This window comes from Streptomyces sp. NPDC017890, assembly GCF_044328675.1.
Taxonomy (GTDB): Bacteria; Actinomycetota; Actinomycetes; order Streptomycetales; family Streptomycetaceae; genus Streptomyces.
The window spans coordinates 96,454-115,891 of sequence record NZ_JBIRHU010000009.1 but is presented as its reverse complement, the minus strand read 5'-3'; the positions used below and the strand labels follow the sequence as shown (position 1 = coordinate 115,891).

At 69.8% G+C, this 19,438-nt stretch carries 17 protein-coding genes, 1 tRNA gene and 4 pseudogenes; 10 read left to right on the top strand and 12 right to left on the bottom strand.

The genetic code is table 11. The features are described from left to right. Positions 1 to 3: 3 nt before the first annotated feature. Positions 4 to 216, top strand: a pseudogene (locus ACH4F2_RS14005) (helix-turn-helix transcriptional regulator); the annotation flags it as partial. Next, complete coding sequence (locus tag ACH4F2_RS14000) at positions 213 to 1,196, top strand: LuxR C-terminal-related transcriptional regulator (RefSeq protein ID WP_398132956.1); 984 nt, start codon at positions 213 to 215, stop codon at positions 1,194 to 1,196. The pseudogene ACH4F2_RS14005 and the gene ACH4F2_RS14000, both read left to right, overlap by 4 nt. Here the strand turns inward: ACH4F2_RS14000 and ACH4F2_RS13995 are convergent. The 7 genes from ACH4F2_RS13995 to ACH4F2_RS13965 all read right to left on the bottom strand — a co-directional run bounded on the left by ACH4F2_RS13995 (position 1,159) and on the right by ACH4F2_RS13965 (position 9,878). Beyond that, positions 1,159 to 2,202, bottom strand: a complete 1,044-nt coding sequence (locus tag ACH4F2_RS13995) for a LuxR C-terminal-related transcriptional regulator (RefSeq protein WP_398132955.1) — start codon at positions 2,200 to 2,202, stop codon at positions 1,159 to 1,161. The genes ACH4F2_RS14000 and ACH4F2_RS13995 overlap by 38 nt on opposite strands. 199 nt (positions 2,203 to 2,401) lie before the next feature. Continuing rightward, entirely contained in the window at positions 2,402 to 3,520 is a 1,119-nt protein-coding gene (locus tag ACH4F2_RS13990) for a substrate-binding domain-containing protein (protein ID WP_398132954.1), read from the bottom strand. 174 nt (positions 3,521 to 3,694) lie between these two features. Next, complete coding sequence (locus tag ACH4F2_RS13985; RefSeq protein WP_398132953.1) at positions 3,695 to 4,150, bottom strand: heat shock protein transcriptional repressor HspR; 456 nt, start codon at positions 4,148 to 4,150, stop codon at positions 3,695 to 3,697. Between the two features lie 5 nt (positions 4,151 to 4,155). Further along, complete coding sequence (gene dnaJ / locus ACH4F2_RS13980; RefSeq protein WP_398132952.1) at positions 4,156 to 5,358, bottom strand: molecular chaperone DnaJ; 1,203 nt, start codon at positions 5,356 to 5,358, stop codon at positions 4,156 to 4,158. A gap of 33 nt (positions 5,359 to 5,391) precedes the next feature. After that, on the bottom strand, positions 5,392 to 6,081 hold the full coding sequence (gene grpE, locus ACH4F2_RS13975) for a nucleotide exchange factor GrpE (protein ID WP_398132951.1): 690 nt from the start codon (positions 6,079 to 6,081) through the stop codon (positions 5,392 to 5,394). Then, positions 6,078 to 7,931 carry a molecular chaperone DnaK gene (dnaK, locus tag ACH4F2_RS13970; RefSeq protein WP_398132950.1) on the bottom strand — a complete coding sequence of 618 codons (1,854 nt, stop codon included), beginning with the start codon at positions 7,929 to 7,931 and terminating at the stop codon, positions 6,078 to 6,080. Before dnaK ends, grpE begins: the two co-directional genes overlap by 4 nt. A 633-nt stretch (positions 7,932 to 8,564) precedes the next feature. Continuing rightward, the gene (locus ACH4F2_RS13965; protein ID WP_398132949.1) at positions 8,565 to 9,878 is read right to left on the bottom strand and encodes an undecaprenyl/decaprenyl-phosphate alpha-N-acetylglucosaminyl 1-phosphate transferase; all 1,314 of its coding nucleotides are present in this window, start codon (positions 9,876 to 9,878) and stop codon (positions 8,565 to 8,567) included. A 359-nt stretch (positions 9,879 to 10,237) separates the two neighbouring features. Here ACH4F2_RS13965 and ACH4F2_RS13960 point away from each other — a divergent pair, with 359 nt between their 5' ends. Then, entirely contained in the window at positions 10,238 to 12,520 is a 2,283-nt protein-coding gene (locus tag ACH4F2_RS13960) for a (Fe-S)-binding protein (RefSeq protein ID WP_398132948.1), read from the top strand. A gap of 211 nt (positions 12,521 to 12,731) precedes the next feature. Beyond that, positions 12,732 to 13,739 carry a YIP1 family protein gene (locus tag ACH4F2_RS13955; RefSeq protein ID WP_398132947.1) on the top strand — a complete coding sequence of 336 codons (1,008 nt, stop codon included), beginning with the start codon at positions 12,732 to 12,734 and terminating at the stop codon, positions 13,737 to 13,739. Between the two features lie 90 nt (positions 13,740 to 13,829). On the opposite strand, the gene ACH4F2_RS13950 is transcribed toward ACH4F2_RS13955, so the two are convergent. Both ACH4F2_RS13950 and dcd read right to left on the bottom strand, forming a co-directional pair. Further along, positions 13,830 to 14,327 carry a phosphoribosyltransferase gene (locus ACH4F2_RS13950; RefSeq protein ID WP_398132946.1) on the bottom strand — a complete coding sequence of 166 codons (498 nt, stop codon included), beginning with the start codon at positions 14,325 to 14,327 and terminating at the stop codon, positions 13,830 to 13,832. Between the two features lie 28 nt (positions 14,328 to 14,355). After that, the gene (gene dcd / locus ACH4F2_RS13945) at positions 14,356 to 14,931 is read right to left on the bottom strand and encodes a dCTP deaminase (RefSeq protein ID WP_239765110.1); all 576 of its coding nucleotides are present in this window, start codon (positions 14,929 to 14,931) and stop codon (positions 14,356 to 14,358) included. Positions 14,932 to 15,467: 536 nt separating this feature from the next. Here dcd and ACH4F2_RS13940 point away from each other — a divergent pair. After that, positions 15,468 to 15,541: transfer RNA gene (locus tag ACH4F2_RS13940), tRNA-Gly, on the top strand. 49 nt (positions 15,542 to 15,590) lie between these two features. On the opposite strand, the pseudogene ACH4F2_RS13935 reads toward ACH4F2_RS13940, so the two are convergent. Further along, a pseudogene (locus ACH4F2_RS13935) lies at positions 15,591 to 15,791 on the bottom strand (site-specific integrase); the annotation flags it as partial. A 41-nt stretch (positions 15,792 to 15,832) separates the two neighbouring features. Here ACH4F2_RS13935 and ACH4F2_RS13930 point away from each other — a divergent pair. Next, a pseudogene (locus tag ACH4F2_RS13930) lies at positions 15,833 to 16,193 on the top strand (transposase); the annotation flags it as partial. Positions 16,194 to 16,428: 235 nt separating this feature from the next. Further along, positions 16,429 to 16,995 carry a Uma2 family endonuclease gene (locus tag ACH4F2_RS13925; protein ID WP_103543175.1) on the top strand — a complete coding sequence of 189 codons (567 nt, stop codon included), beginning with the start codon at positions 16,429 to 16,431 and terminating at the stop codon, positions 16,993 to 16,995. A 383-nt stretch (positions 16,996 to 17,378) separates the two neighbouring features. On the opposite strand, the pseudogene ACH4F2_RS13920 reads toward ACH4F2_RS13925, so the two are convergent. Next, positions 17,379 to 17,735: pseudogene (locus ACH4F2_RS13920) on the bottom strand (tyrosine-type recombinase/integrase); the annotation flags it as partial. 5 nt (positions 17,736 to 17,740) lie between these two features. Here ACH4F2_RS13920 and ACH4F2_RS13915 point away from each other — a divergent pair. Next, positions 17,741 to 18,391, top strand: coding sequence for a hypothetical protein (locus tag ACH4F2_RS13915; protein WP_398133100.1), 651 nt, complete (start codon positions 17,741 to 17,743; stop codon positions 18,389 to 18,391). Here ACH4F2_RS13915 and ACH4F2_RS13910 read toward each other — a convergent pair. Continuing rightward, entirely contained in the window at positions 18,282 to 18,608 is a 327-nt protein-coding gene (locus tag ACH4F2_RS13910; RefSeq protein WP_398133089.1) for an N-6 DNA methylase, read from the bottom strand. The two genes, ACH4F2_RS13915 and ACH4F2_RS13910, sit on opposite strands and share 110 nt — an antisense overlap. Before the next feature lie 138 nt (positions 18,609 to 18,746). Here ACH4F2_RS13910 and ACH4F2_RS13905 point away from each other — a divergent pair, with 138 nt between their 5' ends. Both ACH4F2_RS13905 and ACH4F2_RS13900 read left to right on the top strand, forming a co-directional pair. Beyond that, positions 18,747 to 18,959 carry a type II toxin-antitoxin system VapB family antitoxin gene (locus tag ACH4F2_RS13905; protein WP_398132945.1) on the top strand — a complete coding sequence of 71 codons (213 nt, stop codon included), beginning with the start codon at positions 18,747 to 18,749 and terminating at the stop codon, positions 18,957 to 18,959. Further along, a complete protein-coding gene (locus ACH4F2_RS13900; protein WP_398132944.1) occupies positions 18,956 to 19,378 on the top strand; it encodes a PIN domain nuclease in 423 nt (140 codons plus the stop codon). Before ACH4F2_RS13905 ends, ACH4F2_RS13900 begins: the two co-directional genes overlap by 4 nt. Positions 19,379 to 19,438: the final 60 nt, after the last annotated feature.

Here is a 19,438-nt window from a genome sequence, read left to right as displayed (position 1 = left end):
GGGGATGGCATCACCCCCCGCCAACGCGCCATAGCCGCCCTTCTCATCGAAGGCCACACCGACACCGACATCGCCGACCGCCTCGGCATGAACGTCCGCACCGCCCGCGTCCACATCGCCAAACTCGCCGCCACCCTCGGCAGCGAAAGCCGGGCACAGCTCGGCTACCTCATCGCGGAGTCAGAAATGCTCAAGCAAGGGGATGCCGCGCAGTGACGGTGCCGCATGCCGTCCATGGGCCGGAGGAACTCTGCACCCAGGGCACGCGGGTGTATCAACGCGCCCTCCAAGAGGGGCACGTGACCCAGCAGGACATCGATGCAGCGCCCTGCCTGATCGACTACGGTCTCCTGCACCCGGTGCTCGACGACCCCAGCAGACTCGAACCCGTCTCCCCGGTCACGGCACTGCACCGGCTGCTGCGCACTTCAGGGCAGCACATCGCCGGCCAACGGCGCCGCGAGGCACAGTTGATCGACACCTTCAACACGCTCATACAGGCCGGAACCCATCCGGGGACGGCTGAGGAGACCCCGACTCTGAGGCTTCTCAGCGGCAAGGAACGCATCGGCCAGGCCATCGGCGAGTCGATGGCCTGCGCCTCGGAGCAAGTTCTGTCCGTTCAACCACACGACGGTCTGGTCAAGCCACCCTTTCACCACCATGAAGCCGCCATGGAACGGGACCAGGAGTTCCTCGACCGCGGCGGCCGCATACGTGCTCTCTACCAGCACACCGTCCGCAACGCCCCGTACGTCCTCGCACGTTACGAGCAACTGGCAGGTGACGTGGAGGCCCGCACCCTTGATGAGATCACCGAACGCCTCATCGTCGTGGACCGCACGGTCGCCTTCATCCCCGCCAGCGCCGATCGCTCTCTCGCCCTCGAAGTCCGCCACCCCGCACTGATCTCCCATTTCGTCACGGTCTTCGACCGTCTCTGGCGCCTGGCCACACCCATGCACCCCAAGACCGTCCAACGCCAGTCGCTGGGCGGCATCACCCCCCGCCAACGCGCCATAGCCGCCCTTCTCATCGAAGGCCACACCGACACCGACATCGCCGACCGCCTCGGCATGAACGTCCGCACCGCCCGCGTCCACATCGCCAAACTCGCCGCCACCCTCGGCAGCGAAAGCCGGGCACAGCTCGGCTACCTCATCGGGCAGTCGGGGATTCTGGACCAGGAACCCTGACGGGGGCGGACGGCGCCGTGCCGCGCGGGGAGCCGTCCAGGCCCGCCTGGGCGATGCGCACCCCCAACTGCGTGCGGCTGGTCGCGCCCAGGGTCTCCGACAGGCGGGCGATGTGGGCGCGGGCCGTGCGGACGCTTATCCCCAGGCGCTCCGCGATCACCGCGTCCTGGTGGCCCTCCGCCAGGAGCGCCGCAATGGACTGCTCGCGGTGGGAGATGCCCTCGATGCCGGTGTCCGGGAGCGGGGCGGTCAAGGGGATCGCCAGGCGCCACAGGCGTTCGAAGACGGTGACCAGGTAGGCGACCAGGGCGGGGTGGCGTAGCTCCAGGGCCACCGTGCGCTCGGTGTTGGCGGGGATGAAGGCCACCGTGCGGTCGAAGAGGATGAGGCGGTCGATGACCTCGTCGAGGGTGCGGGCCTCCACCGTGTCGCCCATCAGCTCCAGGTAGTTGAGCAGGCCCTGCCCGTGCCGGGCGACGTGCGTGTACAGGTCCCGCATCCGCACCCCGCGCCCGCGCAACGCCAGCGCCCGGTGCAGCCCTTCCGACAGCTCGTGCTCCCGCCGGATGCCGCCGGGCTGGACGGTGAGCACCTCCGTCGTGCACGCCTGCGTCGCCTCGTCCATCGCCGCCTGGATGCGGGCCAGGCCGTCGAGGACCCGGATCGCCGTGCCCTCGGCACCGGCCACCGTCCGGATCTGCCGGCCGAGGCCCGCGTACCACTCGAAGGCCTCCACCGCGGAACCCACCCGCCGCTGACTGGCGCTGACCTCGTCGTGGACCCCGCGCAGCAGGCGGGTCATGACCTCCTGCGGTGAGGTCGGCACCAGCCAGTCCATGTCGTCGGGGTCGGGGTGCAGCAGGGCCAGTTCCAGGAGGCAGGGGACCGGCTCGGCGTCCCGGCGGGGCAGCCGGCCGCGTCGTACGGCCCGGGAGTACACGCGGTCCCCGGCCGCGCACAGCCGGTCGGCACCGTGTGGATGCTCATCCGCCCCGTGCCCGGCCATCACCCATCCCACCCCCGGTTCCGGCTCTTTCCGCAGCGCAACTATGCGCGGCCGGGCCCGGGTCCGCAACACGGCTCGACAGGCGGCGACGGCCGGAAAACACCGGTTGCGGCCGCTATGTCCAGGGCAGCGTACCGGGACCGGCCAGGCCTGCTCGGGATCACCCGGGACTGCTCGGCACTACCGGGACTGCTCGGGACTACTTCAGCCCGATCTCCGCACACGCCTCCGCGTACTTGGCGGTGCAGATGTCGGAGACCTTGTAGAAGCCGTCCGCGACGACGGTCTGCCGGATGTTCTCCTGCGTCAGGACGACGACGGGGACGAGCTGCGCGGGGATGCCCTGGTGGCTGGGGCTGTCGACCTTGTCGCGGGCGAGCGCGTCGAACTGGATGTCCCGGCCCTGGACCCGCGCCACGGCCATCTCCGCGGCGTTCTCGGCCTCCTGCGGGTAGGACTTGTACACGCTCATGTACTGCTCGCCGGTGACGATCCGCTGCACCGCCGCGAGTTCCGCGTCCTGACCGGTGATCGGCGGCAGGTCGGTGACGCCCGCGTCCTCCAGGGCCTTGATGATGCCGCCCGCCATGCTGTCGTTGGCGGAGTAGACGCCCGCGATGTTCTTCTTGCCGATCTTCTCGATCGCCTCGATCATGTTCACCTCGGCGTTCTGCGCCTTCCAGTCCTTGGTGTCGAAGGACTGGGCGATCGTCACTTTGCCGTTCAGCTGGGACAGCGCCCCCGCCTTGAACTGCTTGGCGTTCGGGTCAGTGGGCGAGCCGTTCATCATGACGATCTTGGCGGAGCTGTCCGCGTCGTTGCCGAGCGCCTCGATGAGCGAGCGCCCCTGGACCTCGCCGACCAGCTCGTTGTCGAAGGAGATGTAGGCGTCGATCGGGCCCTCCGCCAGCCGGTCGTAGGCGATGACCGGGATACCGGCGTCCTTGGCCTTCTGCACGCTGTCCCCGACGGACTTCGCGTCGACCGCGTCGAGGACGATCACGTCGACCTTGTCGTCGATCATCTGCTGCATCTGGGCGGCCTGCTTCGAGGGGCTCGCCTCGGCGTTGGCGTACTTGACGTTGCCCTCGTCACGCGTGAGCTCGGCGATCTTCGCCTTGAAGAAGGGGTAGTCGAACTGCTCGTAGCGCGTGTTCTCCGTCTCCGGAAGCAGCAGTCCCACAGTGATGTCGTTGCCCTTGGCCGGGCTCGCCTCGTCACTGCTCTCCGACGCGCCCAGCACACCGCAGGCGGCCAGCGAAATGGTCATCATGGACGCGGCCACGGATATGGCGACACGACGGGCACGGCTGTTCACTGCGCTTACCTTCCGACACACGGGTGTTGTGGTGACCCAGGTGAGGGAAGCCAACGCTGTCTTCACGAAATCGTCAAGAAGTACTAGACCAATGAGACAGCACCGTTGTGAACAGGCCCGGAGGTTCGGTCGAACCTCCGGGCCTGCTGTCGCCCTTCTGCCTTGTGCGGCCGGTCAGTCCGGGGACTGACCGCGCCGCTTCGGGCGCCACACCACCAGAGCGCTGGTCTGCTGTACCTCTTGGTACGGGACCAGGTCCCGGCGGTACGAGGCGTGCACCGCCGCTTCGCGCTGGCGCATCGCCGTCGCCGCGCCGTCGAGGGCGTCCTGCAGCTCCGCCATTCGGGCCTGGAGCGCGGCGACCTGGTTCTCCAGTTCGATGATGCGCTTGATTCCGGCCAGGTTGATTCCCTCGTCCTGCGACAACTGCTGCACCGTGCGGAGCAGTTCGATGTCGCGGGCCGAGTAGCGCCGGCCGCGGCCGGCCGTGCGGTCCGGGGAGACCAGGCCGAGGCGGTCGTACTGACGCAGGGTCTGCGGGTGCAGGCCGGAAAGCTGGGCCGCCACCGAGATGACGTAGACCGGGGTGTCCTCGGTCAGTTCATACGGATTGCGTCGACGACCGTCCATCTCCGTCAAGCTCCCTTCGCGGCCTGGAACAGCTCCGCCCGCGGATCCTCGTCCGCGGTCGCCTCGCGATACGCCTCCAGCGCATCACGAGCCTTCCCCGTCAGGTCCTTCGGAACACTCACCTCGACGGTGACCAGAAGGTCACCGCGGGTGCCGTCCTTGCGGACCGCGCCCTTGCCCCTCGCGCGCATGGTGCGTCCGCCCGGGGTGCCCGCCGGCAGCTTCAGCGTGACGGACGGGCCGCCCAGGGTCGGGACCCGGACCTCGCCGCCGAGCGCCGCCTCGGCGTAGGTGACCGGGACGGTGACGGTGAGGTTGTCGCCCTTGCGGCCGAAGACGGGGTGTTCCTTGACGTGCACGACCACGTACAGGTCGCCCGCCGGGCCGCCCCGCTCACCCGGTGTGCCCTTGCCGCGCAGCCGGATGCGCTGCCCGTCCGACACCCCGGCCGGGATGCGGACCTGCATCGTCCGGGAGGACTTGGCGCGTCCGGAGCCCTTGCATACGTCGCAGGGGTCCTCGGCGATCAGGCCGCGGCCCTTGCAGTCCGGGCACGGGTCGGTGAGCGAGAAGCCACCGCCCGAGCCCCGGGCGACCTGTCCGGTGCCGACACAGGTCGGGCACACGCGCGGCGTGCCGTTCTTGTCGCCGGTGCCCGAACAGGCCTTGCAGGGTGACTGCGAGGACATCCGCAGCGGGACCGTCGCGCCCTCGATGGCCTCCGTGAAGCTGAGGGTGACCTCGGACTCGATGTCCTGGCCGCGCCGCGGCTGGGTCCGCGTGCCGGTGCCGGGGCCGCCGGCACCGGTGCGGTTGAACAAGCCCCCGAAGACGTCGCCGAGCCCGCCGCCGAAGCCGCCGGCTCCGCCCTGGCCCCCCCCGCCCTGGGCGCCGCCTCCGAAGAGGTCGCCCAGGTCGAAGTTGAAGGTGCCGCCGCCGCCCGCGCCCGGCCCCGGACGGAAACCGCCGTTGCCGAAGAGGCTGCGGGCCTCGTCGTACTCCTTGCGCTTCTTGGGGTCACCGAGGATGTCGTTCGCCTCGGAGATCTCCTTGAAGCGCTCCTCCGCCCTGGCGTTTCCCTTGTTGGCGTCCGGGTGGTACTCGCGGGCGAGCTTCCGGTACGCCTTCTTGATCTCGGCCTCGGTGGCGTCCTTGGGGACGCCGAGGACCTTGTAGTAGTCCTTCTCGATGAAGTCCTTGGTGCTCATCCCCGACGTCCCTCCTCTCTCGTCACTTCAAGCTCAGCCCTCGTCCGGGCCACCGCTCTCCTTGTTCCCGGCGTCTGTGGCGTTCCCCGCGTTCTCCGCGGGGTCGGCCTGTGCCTCGGTGTTCTCCTCGGCCGGCTTGGCCGTCTGCGCGCCCGGCTGCGGCTCGGCCACGGCCACCCGCGCGGGGCGGATGGTGCGCTCGCCGATCCGGTACCCGGGCTGCAGAATCGCCACGCACGTCGTCTCGGTGACGTCCGGTGCGTAGGAGTGCATCAGGGCTTCGTGGATCGTCGGGTCGAAGGGCTCGCCCTCCTTGCCGAACTGCTGGAGGCCCATCTTGGCGATGACCGTCTCCAGCGACTCCGCCACGGACTTGAAGCCGCCGACGAGTTCGCCGTGCTCCCGGGCGCGGCCGATGTCGTCGAGTACGGGAAGCAGCTCGGACAGGAGGTTCGCGACGGCGACCTCCTTGACCGCAACACGGTCCCGCTCGACCCGGCGACGGTAGTTCTGGTATTCGGCCTGGAGTCGCTGGAGGTCCGCCGTGCGCTCGTTCAGCGCCGTGCGTACCTGGTCCAGCTGGGCCACCAGGCCCGCGTTCTCGCTCGCGTCCCCGGCCGGGGCCGCCCCCTCTTCGGAGGCGGCCTTCGGCTCGGCGTCGTCAGGGGTGGCGCCGGAGGGGACGTCGGGCTTCTCCTCGAAACCCGGGGTCTCCTCCGTCACGCGGCACCGTCCTTGCGCTCGTCGTCCACGATCTCGGCGTCGACGACGTCGTCGTCGCCGCCCTTGTCACCGGGGGCACCCGCGCCCGGGGCATCGCCGCCGGCGGCCTGCGCGCCCTGGGCGTCGGCGTACATGGCCTGGCCCAGCTTCTGCGAGACGGCGGCGACCTTCTCCGTGGCGGTGCGGATCTCGGCGCTGTCCTCGCCCTTGAGCTTCTCCTTCAGCTCGGCGACGGCGGACTCGACCTCGGTCTTCACGTCGCCCGGGACCTTGTCCTCGTTGTCCTTGAGGAACTTCTCCGTCTGGTAGACGAGCTGCTCGCCCTGGTTGCGGGACTCGGCGGCCTCGCGGCGGGCGTGGTCCTCCTCCGCGTACTTCTCGGCCTCCTGGCGCATCCGGTCGACCTCGTCCTTCGGCAGCGAGGAGCCGCCGGTGACGGTCATCTTCTGCTCCTTGCCGGTGCCGAGGTCCTTCGCCGTGACGTGCATGATGCCGTTGGCGTCGATGTCGAAGGCGACCTCGATCTGCGGGACGCCGCGGGGCGCCGGCGGCAGACCGGTCAGCTCGAACATGCCGAGCTTCTTGTTGTACGCAGCGATCTCGCGCTCGCCCTGGTAGACCTGGATCTGCACGGAGGGCTGGTTGTCCTCGGCGGTGGTGAAGATCTCCGAACGCTTCGTCGGGATCGTCGTGTTCCGCTCGATCAGCTTGGTCATGATGCCGCCCTTGGTCTCGATACCGAGGGACAGCGGGGTGACGTCGAGGAGCAGGACGTCCTTGACCTCGCCCTTGAGGACACCGGCCTGCAGGGCGGCGCCGATGGCGACGACCTCGTCCGGGTTGACGCCCTTGTTGGCGTCCTTGCCGCCGGTGAGCTCCTTGACGAGCTCGGCGACGGCGGGCATACGGGTGGAGCCACCGACGAGAACGACGTGGTCGATCTCGGACAGCTGGATGCCGGCGTCCTTGATGACGTTGTGGAACGGCGTCTTGCAGCGCTCCAGCAGGTCGGACGTCAGCTGCTGGAACTGGGCCCGGGTGAGCTTCTCGTCCAGGTGCAGCGGGCCCTCGGCGGACGCCGTGATGTAGGGCAGGTTGATCGAGGTCTCGGTGGACGAGGACAGCTCGATCTTGGCCTTCTCGGCGGCCTCGCGCAGGCGCTGGAGGGCCATCTTGTCCTTGCCCAGGTCCACGCCGTGGCCGGACTGGAACTGCTTGACCAGGTAGTCGACGACGCGCTGGTCCCAGTCGTCACCACCGAGGTTGTTGTCACCGTTGGTGGCCTTCACCTCGACGACGCCGTCGCCGATCTCCAGCAGCGAGACGTCGAACGTACCGCCACCGAGGTCGAAGACCAGGATGACCTGCTCGTCCTTGTCCAGGCCGTACGCCAGCGCGGCGGCGGTCGGCTCGTTGACGATGCGCAGGACGTTGAGGCCCGCGATCTCACCGGCCTCCTTGGTGGCCTGGCGCTCGGCGTCGTTGAAGTACGCCGGGACGGTGATGACCGCGTCGGTCACCTTCTCGCCCAGGTAGGACTCGGCGTCCCGCTTCAGCTTCTGCAGCACGAAGGCGCTGATCTGCTGCGGGTTGAAGTCCTTGCCGTCCAGGTTGACCTTCCAGTCGGTGCCCATGTGGCGCTTGACCGAGCGGATGGTCCTGTCGACGTTCGTGACCGCCTGGCGCTTGGCCACCTCGCCGACCAGCACCTCGCCGTTCTTGGCGAAGGCGACGACGGACGGCGTGGTCCTGGCGCCCTCGGCGTTGGTGATGACGGTGGGCTCGCCGCCCTCCAGAACGCTGACGACGGAGTTAGTCGTGCCCAGGTCGATGCCGACCGCACGTGCCATGGTGAATAACCTCCAGCTGACTTGAGTGGAACAGGCTCAAGTGTGCACGACACCCCTCGCCGGGTCAACAGAGGTGAGTCGAGGTCACTCAACTCTTATCCGTTCCTTACACGCAATGACGCTGTGACCTGCGCGTTCTCGGCGCGCCGTGCCTGACGAACCGGAAAAATCGCGCCCGGACCGCTGCCCGGGAGGACGCACGGGCCGGGGCGCCAGTTGCCTCGGGGAACTCCCGAGGCCGCGCCCGGCGCTCGGGCCGGACCTGCGCCCGGGCCCGCTCCTGCGGCTGCGGCTGCGGCTGCGGCTGCGACCGCGCCTGGTCCCGGGGCCGCTCCGGCGGCCGGGCTTGCACCTGCACCCGGGGCGGCTCCGGCGGCTGGGCCTGCACCTGCACCCGGGGCGGCTCCGGCGGCCGGGCTTGCACCTGCACCCGGGGCGGCTCCGGCGGCCGGGCTTGCACCTGCACCCGGGGCGGCTCCGGCGGCCGGGCTCGCTCCGGGGGGCTGCCCTTGCGTCTGGGCTTGTGCCCGGTTCTGGGGCTGCCCATGCGCCCGGTACTGCTCATGCGCCGAGCACTGCCCATGCGCCCGGTACGGCTCATGCGCCGAGCACTGCCCATGCGCCCGGTACGGCTCATGTGCCTGGTACTGCGCCCTGGCCGGCCCCCGCACCCGCGCCTCGTCTCGCGCCCGGGACCGCCCCCGCCCCCCGCGCCTCGTCTCCCGCCCGGGACTGGCCCCGCCCCCGCGCCTCGCCTCCCGCCCGGGACTGGCCCCGCCCCCGCGCCTCGCCTCCCGCCCGGGACTGCCCCCGCCCCCTCGCCTCGCCTCCCGCCGGGACCGGTCCCCGCCCCCGCGTCTCGTCCTGCGCCGGGGACTGCCCCCGCACCCGCGCCTGCTCCCGCATCTGCCCGTGAAGCTCCGCGCGAGGCCAGTGCGGCGACGTGCGGGCCCGGGTATCCGTCCCCGCCCGTCGCTTCGGCGGCTCGTACACCCGCACCCGCAGCAGCGCCGGCACCCCGGCGACCGCTCCACCCGCCACCCACAGAGCCGCCGCCTCCCCCGCCCAGCCGATGTGCACGAGCACGCCCACGAGCACCCCGCCGGACGCGACCGCTCCGAGGACCACCACCGCACCCTGCGGGGTGAGCCCGAGCCGCCGCAGCCGGTGCGCGAGATGGTCGGGCCCGCCACGCAGCAGGGGCCGCCCGGCCAGCCGGCGCGACAGGAGTACGAGGACGGCGTCGACGCTCGCCAGGGCGGTCAGCGCGAACAGCACCCCCGCGCCGGTCCCGGGCGCATGCCCCGCCCGGGTGAACACGGCCGCCCCGGCGAGCAGGAAGCCCGCGAACAGGGACCCGCACGCCCCGAGCGCGACCCGCGCGGGATGCCGGTTGTGCAGCAGGAACCCGGCCAGGGCGGCGGCCAGCGCGCTCAGCAGTACCGCCAGCCCGTCCATGAGCTCCACCGCGGCGCAGGCGCCGATACCGAAGGCGGTCACCACACCCACCGTGCCGGCCAGCCCGTCGGCGTGGTCGAGCCCCCGGAAAGCGGCGGCGACCAGGGTGATCCAGCCCACGGCGAGCACCCCCAGCGCCGGCCCGGTCTCGCCGTACGGCACCACGAACGCCGCCGCGACGGCCGTACCGGCGACCAGCCACCGCCCCCGCAGCCGCCAGACGTCGGCGGCCAGGCCGAGCGCGCCGACAGCGGTCCCGGCCACGAGCAGCCGGCCGACCCCGGTACCGAGCGGCACGACACCGGCCTGGTCCCCGGCCCACGCGACCAGCCCCGCGACGAGGACGACGGCCACCCCGCCCAGCAGGGGGACGGGCCGTTGCCGCCGCCGGTCGACGAGAGAGAGGCGCAGGGCCGGCCCCCTCAGCAGCGCGGTGAGCAGGGCGGCGAGGAGAAAGGAGGCGATGGCTGCAGCGATCCCGTAGAGCACGGGCACAACCTATGCCGGGAAGAGGCCGAATATCATGATTTGCTATGAATGGCGCGTCCGACTCAGCGAGACGCCGGGCCGGACGCCCGGGCCCCACGATCGGAGCTGCCGCCGGGTCCGCCGGCCGGAGCTGCCACCGGCCCACCGGTCGGAGCCGGCGTCGGCCCGCCGGTCCGCCGGTCTGCTGGTCTGCCGGTCCGCCGGTCCGCCGGTCCGCCGGTCAGGGTTGCCTCAGCGACGCAGATCACCGCACGTCCGGCTACAGTGCGGCGGAGGATGGGGGTAGTCTCAGACCAACTGAATAAGTTACCGCTTAGTAATACGACCCTCGCAACCTCGCAGGCCCGAGGAGCCCCCAAATGCAACTCGCCGCGATCATCGTGTCGCTGGTCCTGATCGTGGTCGGCGTCGCACTGTTCGGCCGCGCCGTCCTGCAGATCTACAACTCCATGCGGCTGGGCCAGCCGGTGCCGGCCGGCACGCGGACCGACGAACCCGTACAGCGCACCATCACCGTGGTCAGGGAGTTCCTCGGCCACACCCGGATGAACCGCTGGGGCGTCGTCGGGGTGGCGCACTGGTTCGTGGCGGTGGGCTTCTTCTCCCTGCTGCTGACGATCGTCAACGCGATCGGCCAGCTGTTCGAGGCCGACTGGATCCTGCCGGTCATCGGCGACTGGGCGCCGTACAACGTCTTCGTCGAGTTCATCGGCACCATGACGGTGCTCGGCATCCTGGTCCTGATCGGGATCCGCCAGCTGAGCAAGCCGAACAAGCCGGGCCGCAAGTCCCGCTTCGCCGGTTCCAACTTCGGCCAGGCGTACTTCGTCGAGGCCGTCATCCTCATCGTCGGCGTCTGCATCTTCATGCTGCACGCCCTGGAGGGCGCCCTCCACCACGTGGACGGCTACGAGGCCTCGTTCTTCATCTCGTACCCGGTCGTCTCCGCGCTCCAGGACCTGGACGTCTCCACGCTCCAGAACCTCGTCTACCTCTTCGCCGGCCTGAAGATCGCGACCTCCTTCATCTGGATGATCACGGTCGCGCTGAAGACCGACATGGGCGTGGCATGGCACCGCTTCCTGGCCTTCCCGAACATCTGGTTCAAGCGCGACGCGAAGGGCGGCACCGCGCTGGGCGAGCTGCTGCCGATGACGTCCGGCGGCAAGCAGATCGACTTCACCGACCCCGGCGACGACGACGTCTTCGGCGTCTCCCAGGTCGAGCACTTCTCCTGGAAGGGCCTGCTCGACTTCTCGACCTGCACCGAGTGCGGCCGCTGCCAGTCGCAGTGCCCCGCCTGGAACACGGGCAAGCCCCTCTCCCCCAAGCTCCTGATCATGTCCCTGCGCGACCACGCGCACGCCAAGGCCCCCTACCTGCTGGCCGGTGGCGGCAAGACGGCGGAGGGCGAGGAGAAGGCGTCCGAGGAGCAGCTGAAAGACGTGCCCGCGGCCGCCCTCGCCGAGGCCGAGCGCCCGCTGGTCGGCACCCTCGAGGAGAACGGCGTCATCGACCCGGACGTCCTGTGGTCCTGCACCACCTGCGGCGCCTGCGTCGAGCAGTGCCCGGTCGACATCGAGCACGTCGACCACATCGTCGACATGCGCCGCTACCAGGTGATGATCGAGTCGGCGTTCCCGTCCGAGGCGGGCACGATGCTCAAGAACCTGGAGAAGAAGGGCAACCCCTGGGGCCTGGCGAAGAAGCAGCGCCTGGAGTGGCTCAAGGAGCTGGACTTCGAGGTCCCGGTCGTCGGCAAGGACATCGAGGACCTCACCGAGGTCGAGTACCTGTACTGGGTCGGCTGCGCCGGTGCCCTGGAGGACCGCGCCAAGAAGACCACCAAGGCGTTCGCCGAGCTCCTCCACATCGCGGGCGTCAAGTTCGCCATCATGGGCGGCGACGAGAAGTGCACCGGCGACTCGGCACGGCGCCTGGGCAACGAGCCGTTGTTCCAGGAGCTGGGCATGGAGAACGTCATGTCCCTCAACGCCGCCTTCGGCGAGGAGATGGACGACGACGGCAAGGTCACCGAGGAGTCGCGCAAGCCCAAGTCGGCGAAGAAGATCGTCGCCACCTGCCCGCACTGCCTCAACACCCTCGGCAACGAGTACCCGCAGCTCGGCGGCGACTACGAGGTCATCCACCACACCCAGCTGCTCCAGCACCTCGTCGACGAGGGCAAGCTGCTCCCGGTGACCCCGGTCGAGGGCATCATCACGTACCACGACCCCTGCTACCTGGGCCGGCACAACAAGATCTACACGCCGCCGCGCGAGATCATCGCCGCCGTCCCGGGCGTCCGCAACGAGGAGATGCACCGCCACAAGGAACGCGGATTCTGCTGCGGCGCCGGCGGCGCGCGGATGTGGATGGAGGAGCGGATCGGCAAGCGCATCAACAACGAGCGCGTCGACGAGGCCCTGTCGGTCAACCCCGACATCGTCTCCACGGCCTGCCCGTTCTGCCTGGTGATGCTCACCGACTCGGTCAACGGCAAGAAGAACGACGGCAAGGCCAAGGAGTCCATCCAGGTCGTCGACGTCGCCCAGCTCCTGCTGGACTCCGTCAGGGCCCCGGCCGACCCGGCGGGCGAGCCGGAGCCGGAGAGCGAGCCGACACCGGAGCCGGTGAAGTAACCGGCCCGCGCCTCTCCCCCTCGCCGCCGCCCCCAGGTCCCGTCCGGACCTGGGGGCGGCGCCGTACGTCGGACACACGCGTCATCGCCCGCACGCGCCCGCCGCCGCCACGGCTCAGGGAGCACCCGGGCGGCTCTCGGGGAGTCCTCGGGAAGTCCTCGAGGACTCCCCGAGGAGTCCTGGGGGAATCCTCGGGGAACACCCGTAAGGGATGTCACAGCTCGGCCGCAAAGGCCGCCCGGAAAGGCCGGGCCCGGCACGTCACTCTCCGGGACCAGGTACGTTCGAAGGCGTGGCTGGATTCAGGATCGGACGCGGCCGGGACAACGGCGCTCCTCACGCGCGACCGCAGAACCCTCCGTACGGACAGCAGGCGCCCCAGGGACCGTCGTACGGCGGTCCCGCGACGCCTCGACAGCCGTACCCGCAGCAGCCGTACGGGGGTGGCGGCCCCGCCCCCGGCGGCTCACCGTGGCCACAGCCGCACGGCGGTGGCCACGGTGAGCCGGAGTACTTCGGCGACGGCGGCCCCCACCACCCGCAGGGCGGCCAGGCCCCGTACGACCCGTACGCGGCCAACAACCCGGGCCACACCCAGGCGTTCACGGTCGGCGACGACCCCTACAACCAGGGCGAGACCTACCGCGCCGGCTCCGCCCCGCCACCCGGCCCGGTCGGTCCCCGACTGCACTGGAAGGCCCTGCTGAGGGGTGTCGTCCTCGCCCCCGACCGGACCTTCCTCCAGATGCGGGACTACGCGATGTGGGTCCCGGCGCTCATCGTGACGTTCCTCTACGGCCTGCTGGCGGTCTTCGGCTTCGACGGCGCCCGCGAGGAGGCGATCAACGCCACCCTCTCGAACGCGATCCCGATCGTCCTGACCACGGCCGTGGCGATGGTGCTGAGCGCGTTCGTCCTGGGCGTGGTCACCCACACCCTGGCCCGCCAGCTGGGCGGCGACGGCGCGTGGCAGCCCACGGTCGGCCTCTCCATGCTGATCATGTCGCTCACGGACGCGCCGCGCCTGGTCGTCGCGATGTTCGCCGGCGGTGACGCGCCCTTCGTCCAGATCCTCGGCTGGGCCACCTGGGTCGCGGCCGGCGCCCTGCTGACCCTGATGGTGGGCCGCTCCCACGACCTGCCCTGGCCGAAGGCGCTCGGCGCGTCCGCGATCCAGCTGATCGCGCTGCTGTCGATCGTGAAGCTGGGCACGTTCTGACGCCTGGCACGTTCTGGCGTCTGACAGACACGTGAGGGGCCCCCGGCGCGCTGCCGGGGGCCCCTCCGCGCGCGTCCCTGACCTCGGGGGTCAGGCGTCGAGCACCTGCCCGGCCCGCCGCACGACGGGCTCCTGGACCGACCACGGGAAGTTGATCCAGTCGTCGGTCCGCTTCCACACGTACTCGCACTGGACGAGCGAGTGGGACTTCTCATAGATCACGGCGCTGCGGACCTCGGCGACGGTGTCCAGGCAGAAGTCCCGCACCAGCTTGAGCGTCTTGCCGGTGTCGGCGACGTCGTCGGTGATGAGGACCTTCTTCCGGGAGAAGTCGACGACGTTGGGCACGGGCGCGAGCATGACCGGCATCTCGAGCGTGGTGCCGACGCCGGTGTAGAACTCGACGTTCACGAGGTGGATGTTCTTGCAGTCGAGGGCGTAGGCCAGCCCACCCGCCACGAAGACCCCGCCACGCGCGATGGAGAGCACTATGTCGGGCTCGTACCCGTCGTCGGCGACGGCCTGCGCGAGCTCGCGCACGGCGACGCCGAACTGCTCGTAGGTCAGATTCTCCCGAACATCACTCATGCGCGCGTCCCGCCTGCGTTCTCGCTGCTCATACCTGGGTCCGATGGAAGTTGATGAAGGACCGCGAGGCCGTCGGCCCCCGCTGCCCCTGGTAACGGGACCCGTACCGCTCGCTCCCGTACGGGTGCTCGGCCGGCGACGTGAGCCGGAACATGCACAGCTGCCCGATCTTCATCCCCGGCCACAGCTTGATGGGCAGGGTCGCGAGATTGCTGAGCTCGAGCGTCACGTGTCCGGAGAACCCGGGGTCGATGAACCCGGCGGTGGAGTGCGTGACGAGCCCGAGCCGCCCGAGCGAGCTCTTTCCCTCCAGCCGGGAGGCGAGATCGTCGGGCAGTGAGACGACCTCGTACGTGCTGGCCAGCACGAACTCCCCGGGGTGCAGGATGAACGGCTCGTCCCCCTCCGGCTCCACGAGCCGGGTCAGATCCGCCTGCTCGACGGAGGGGTCGATGTGCGGGTACCGGTGATTCTCGAACACCCGGAAGTAGCGGTCTAGGCGCACGTCGATACTCGACGGCTGCACCATGGAGTCGTCGAAAGGATCGATGCGGACCCGCCCGGAATCGATCTCGGCCCGGATGTCCTTGTCTGAGAGAAGCACGCACCGAGGATACGCAAGGCGCGCGGAGCAGCGACAATCGCCGCCGCACCGCGCGCCCGGTCCTACTGGGTCCTGCTGGGGGTGGTCTCCCTGACGGGAGTCCGGCTACCGCTTCCCGGAACCCACCGGCACGGCACTCCGCAGCCGCGCACACCGCGGACATCGGACGAGCCGACCGGGGCCGAGTCGCTCGGCCTGCTGCATCGGGAACGAGGCGGCGGTGAACACGTGCCCATCGGCACAGCGGAGGACGGTGCGATCCATCAAGTCCTTCAAGTCCCTTCCCCAAGAGCCGCGTCTGGCTGACTACCCTGACGACAAAAGCCACAGTACGGGATCAAAGAGACGTCACTCCAGGCGGCACTCCGGCCCCTCCCGGCCCCACTCCCAGCCCCCCACCGTACGCCCCAACTCCGGTCCCCCGCAGCCGCATCACCCCGCCGAAACGCCCGCCGGCCCCACGGCGCGAACACCTGGGGCCGGCGATGAGGTAGAGTGAGCGAGCGTCCAGGCACCGACCACGGTCGGCGTCTTACGCGGGTGTAGTTTAGTGGTAGAACATCAGCTTCCCAAGCTGAGAGTGCGAGTTCGATTCTCGTCACCCGCTCCACGAAGAAGGCCCAGGTCATCGACCCGGGCCTTTCTGCTGTTCTCGGCGATCACCCGCCGCGTGCCAGATTCGTGCCAGAAGGCTTGTCCGACACCTTCCCGGCTGCGGCGGCGCGCGCCTTCCGCACGGTGGCGTCGAGGCCGGCCGCGACCTCCTGCTGTCGCTCGTCGTCGGAGTGCTGATGGATCAGCGCCGCCTTCTCCGAGGACTGGCCCGCGCGGACCATCGTGTCCTTGAGGGTGGCACCGGCGCCTGCACCCGGTGCTGCGCTGTGGGGGTCGTGGGCGGCGTATCGGGTCGTACCCGCGTGTCCACATCGAGGACGGCGGCCGGGCGGTGGTCTCGCAGGCCGGGGGCGTGCTGCTGGTCGAGACCGTCCGCAAGGCCGGTCTCGACACCGCGATATCCGCGGCGCTGACGCCGTGGCGGAAGCCGCGGGCTGTCCACGATCCGGGGAAGATCCTGCTGGACGTCGCACTGGCGGTGGCGCTGGGGGGAAGACTGCCTCGCCGATGTCGGCATGCCGCGGGCCGAGCCGGCCGTGTTCGGGGCGGTCGCCTCCGACCCGACGGTCTCCCGCCTGATCGACTCCCTCGCCTCTTCCGGCGACCGAGCTCTGCAGGTCATCCGTTCCGCGCGGGCCGAAGTCCGCGGAAACGCCAGGCGCTACTACCGGAGCCAGAAGACCGGACGGTAGCGCCGCAAGTCTCCGTTCGGCCGTCCGCGCCTGTAGAGGAGTCACAACTGCCGGCACGGGCAACAGAACGTTCGCATGGCTGATGAGAGGCAACCGCGAGCCGAGTTCTGCGCAGAACGCCGGACAAGCGAACGCAGTACGCTGAGTCGCGCGGGACCAGGCCCGCCGCACAGTGTCCGGGAGGCGTGTCATGACTGCCGAGATGGTGGCCCCGGCGTGGATGCACGAGCAGATCACGGCGGAGGAGTACGAGTCGTGGTCCGAGGAGCAGTGCGCCGGCATCGAGATCGTGGATGGAATGGTCGTCGTGAGTCCCAGCGCGTCCAAGCGGCACAATCGGCTGGCCCGGCTCCTGGCGAATGCCCTGGACGCCGCCGCAGGCCCGGACTGGAACGCCGACACTGATTTCGACGTCCGACTGCAGGACGTCCCGCTGACCAATCGCCGCCCCGACGTCATCGTCTACCGTGCGGACACTATCGACATCACACCCACCCGGCCCGAGCACGTACTGCTCGTGGCCGAGGTCGTGTCGCCGGGCTCGGAAACCACCGACCGGATCGTGAAGGTGGACCAGTACGCCAAGGCCGGGATCGGCTTCTACTGGCGTATCGAGCAAGCCGCGACGGGTGCACCGCTGGTGTATACGTACCTGCTCGACCCCGCGACGAGGACGTACCGCGAGGGGGACGTGTTCGCCGGCGTCTTGAAGGTCACCGCCCCCTTCGCGGCGGAGATCGACCTCGGCCAGATTTGAATGGGTCGCGGGCAGAGGGGATGCTCGGCCTGCGGCGTTGCGCCCCACAAATTCCTCCAGATCATGTGCGGAGGCAACCGAGGCCCCCTCGGCGGGCAGAACTCGGAGGCGTAGGTTCGACGCGTACGCATCTGCACCTCTGGTCGGGCCGCTTCACCGCGCCGTGCCCGCTGCGTGCCCTTCAGAGCGGACAACTACGGTCAACAGGAGCATGCGCCGAAGTAGCACACCCTCATCGTTGACCATGTACCCGCAGGTCAGAGCGGGGGCGATCGTCCACGCGCCGTCGCTTCCCAAGCTGAGAGTGCGAGTTCGATTCTCGTCACCCGCTCCACGAAGAAGGCCCAGGTCATCGACCCGGGCCTTTTTGCTGTTCTCGGCGATCACCCGCCGCGTGCCAGACTCGTGCCAGAAGGCCTACCGGGTTCCTTCCCCGTGGCAGCGGCCCGCGCCTTCCGCACGGTGGCGTCCAGCCCGGCGGCGACCTCTTCTTGCCTCTCGTCGTCGGAGTGCTGATAGATCAGCGCCGCCTTCTCCGAGGACTGTCCGGAACGGACCATGGTGTCCTTGAGCGTGGCCCCGGAGCGCGTGGACAGGGTGTGCCCCGTATGCCGGAGATCGTAGAAGCGGAAGCCCTCCGACATACCGACGGTCTCACGCGCCTTCCGCCACTTCCGCCCGAAGGTGCTGCGCCGGAAGGGAGCGCCCTCCTCCCCGACGAAGACCAACCCTTCCGGGCCGTGAGTTGTTCGACGAGCAGCGCTCGGGTTCGGGTGATGGCTGCTGCCAGTTCTCGGTGGGCGGTAGACCGCTCCCGCAGGAGCACCAGCGACTCGACGATCTCCTGCTGCACGTCGAAGGGCGGCAGCAGGACTTTCTGGCTCTCCAGTACGGCCTTGGTGATGAACGGGGCGGCGGTGGCGGCCGCGCGGTCCCTGCCCCAGTCGATGGCCTCCGGACGACTCAGAACATCGAGCGGATAGCCGGGGAGGACCTGGGCATCCTCTCGGCAGCGGAGCCTGATCACGTTCGAGCTCATGAGCCATCCCGTCTGGTCCCTCCGTACCAGGGCCGGCGGCCCCATGGCACCTGCGCGGACGCAAACGATGTCGCCCGCCTTGAGCCGGTAGCGCCCCAACCGGTCGGCGAGGTCGGACGAGACGCGCTCGTCGCCGCTGTCACTCACCTCCCCGACCCGCAGGTGCCTGGGAAAGACGACCGGCACCTCACCATGCGGAATCAGGTCCTTCGGCGCCAGCAGTGCATGAGACGGGCCGGTTTGGATGTCACACAGATCTGCGAGGACGGCTTCGCGGCGGGGCGCCTGACACACCCGGTCGGTCTCGAGTACGGCCCGCAGGTCGGCGGTGCGCTCGTCCAGGTGCCTGCATATTGAAGGGCGGGTTGGTGAGAACCAGGTCGACCGGCCCCTGAAGCCACGGCTGCTCCCACGGCCGCCCGCCGGTCTTCAACCGGAGGGCGGGTCTGACTCCGCGCAGCGCCAGATTCATGTTAGCCAGCGGCAAGGTGGTCCGCTTCGGCGTCTGCCCCAGCAGCCTGGGCAGCGGCGCATCCGTGAAACCCGGCCCCCCACATCGCGCCCGCATCGCCATGTCGGCTACCGCGCCGAGGAGTTCCCCACCGCGGAAGTACGGGTCGTACACACTGCCCGGGGCTGTCCCCCTGGCGGCAGGAGCGACATCCCTGTGTATGTACTTGATAGCACTCTATATATCTGCGGAGGTGCATCAATGACTCGCACCGTAATAGACCTCGATGATCAGCTGGTCGCCGACGTGGCCAAGGCCCTCGGCACCAGCACCAAGAAGGAGACGGTGAACACCGCCCTGCGCGAGGTGCTGGAGAACCGGCGGCGGGCTCTGGCCCTCACCCGCCTGCGGGCGGCGGCGGCGGGTGCCTTCGATCTCGATCTCCTTGAGGACAAGGGAAACTACCGTCGGTGAACGCCGCTCAGTTCCTGATCGACACCAGCGCACTCGCCCGGCTGTTGCGCGGCGACGCCGAGCAATACGGCTGGGACCAGGCGGCGGCAGCCGGGCTCATCGCCACGTGCCCCATCACCGAGCTGGAGTTCATCTACAGCGCGCGTTCCACCGCCGACCGTGCCCAAGGCATCGAGGACCTGCGTCTGCTCTTCGGCTGGGTGCCGGTCGACGACCGCGCCTACGACCGCGCCTGGCAGGTCCAGGACATCCTCACCCAGCGCGGACAGCACCGCAACGCCGGAGCCGTCGACCTCGTGGTGGCGGCCACGGCCGAGTTGCAGGGACTGACCCTCCTCCACCGCGACCGGGACTTCGAATGCATCGCCGCCGTCACAGGCCAGGCGCTCCAGTGGTACGGGCCAGAACCCGGCAAATGAACCCAGGGGGCCGGGCGTTCGGTTGTCCCGAGGAAGCCTCGGCCACCGGCCTGTGGTGGC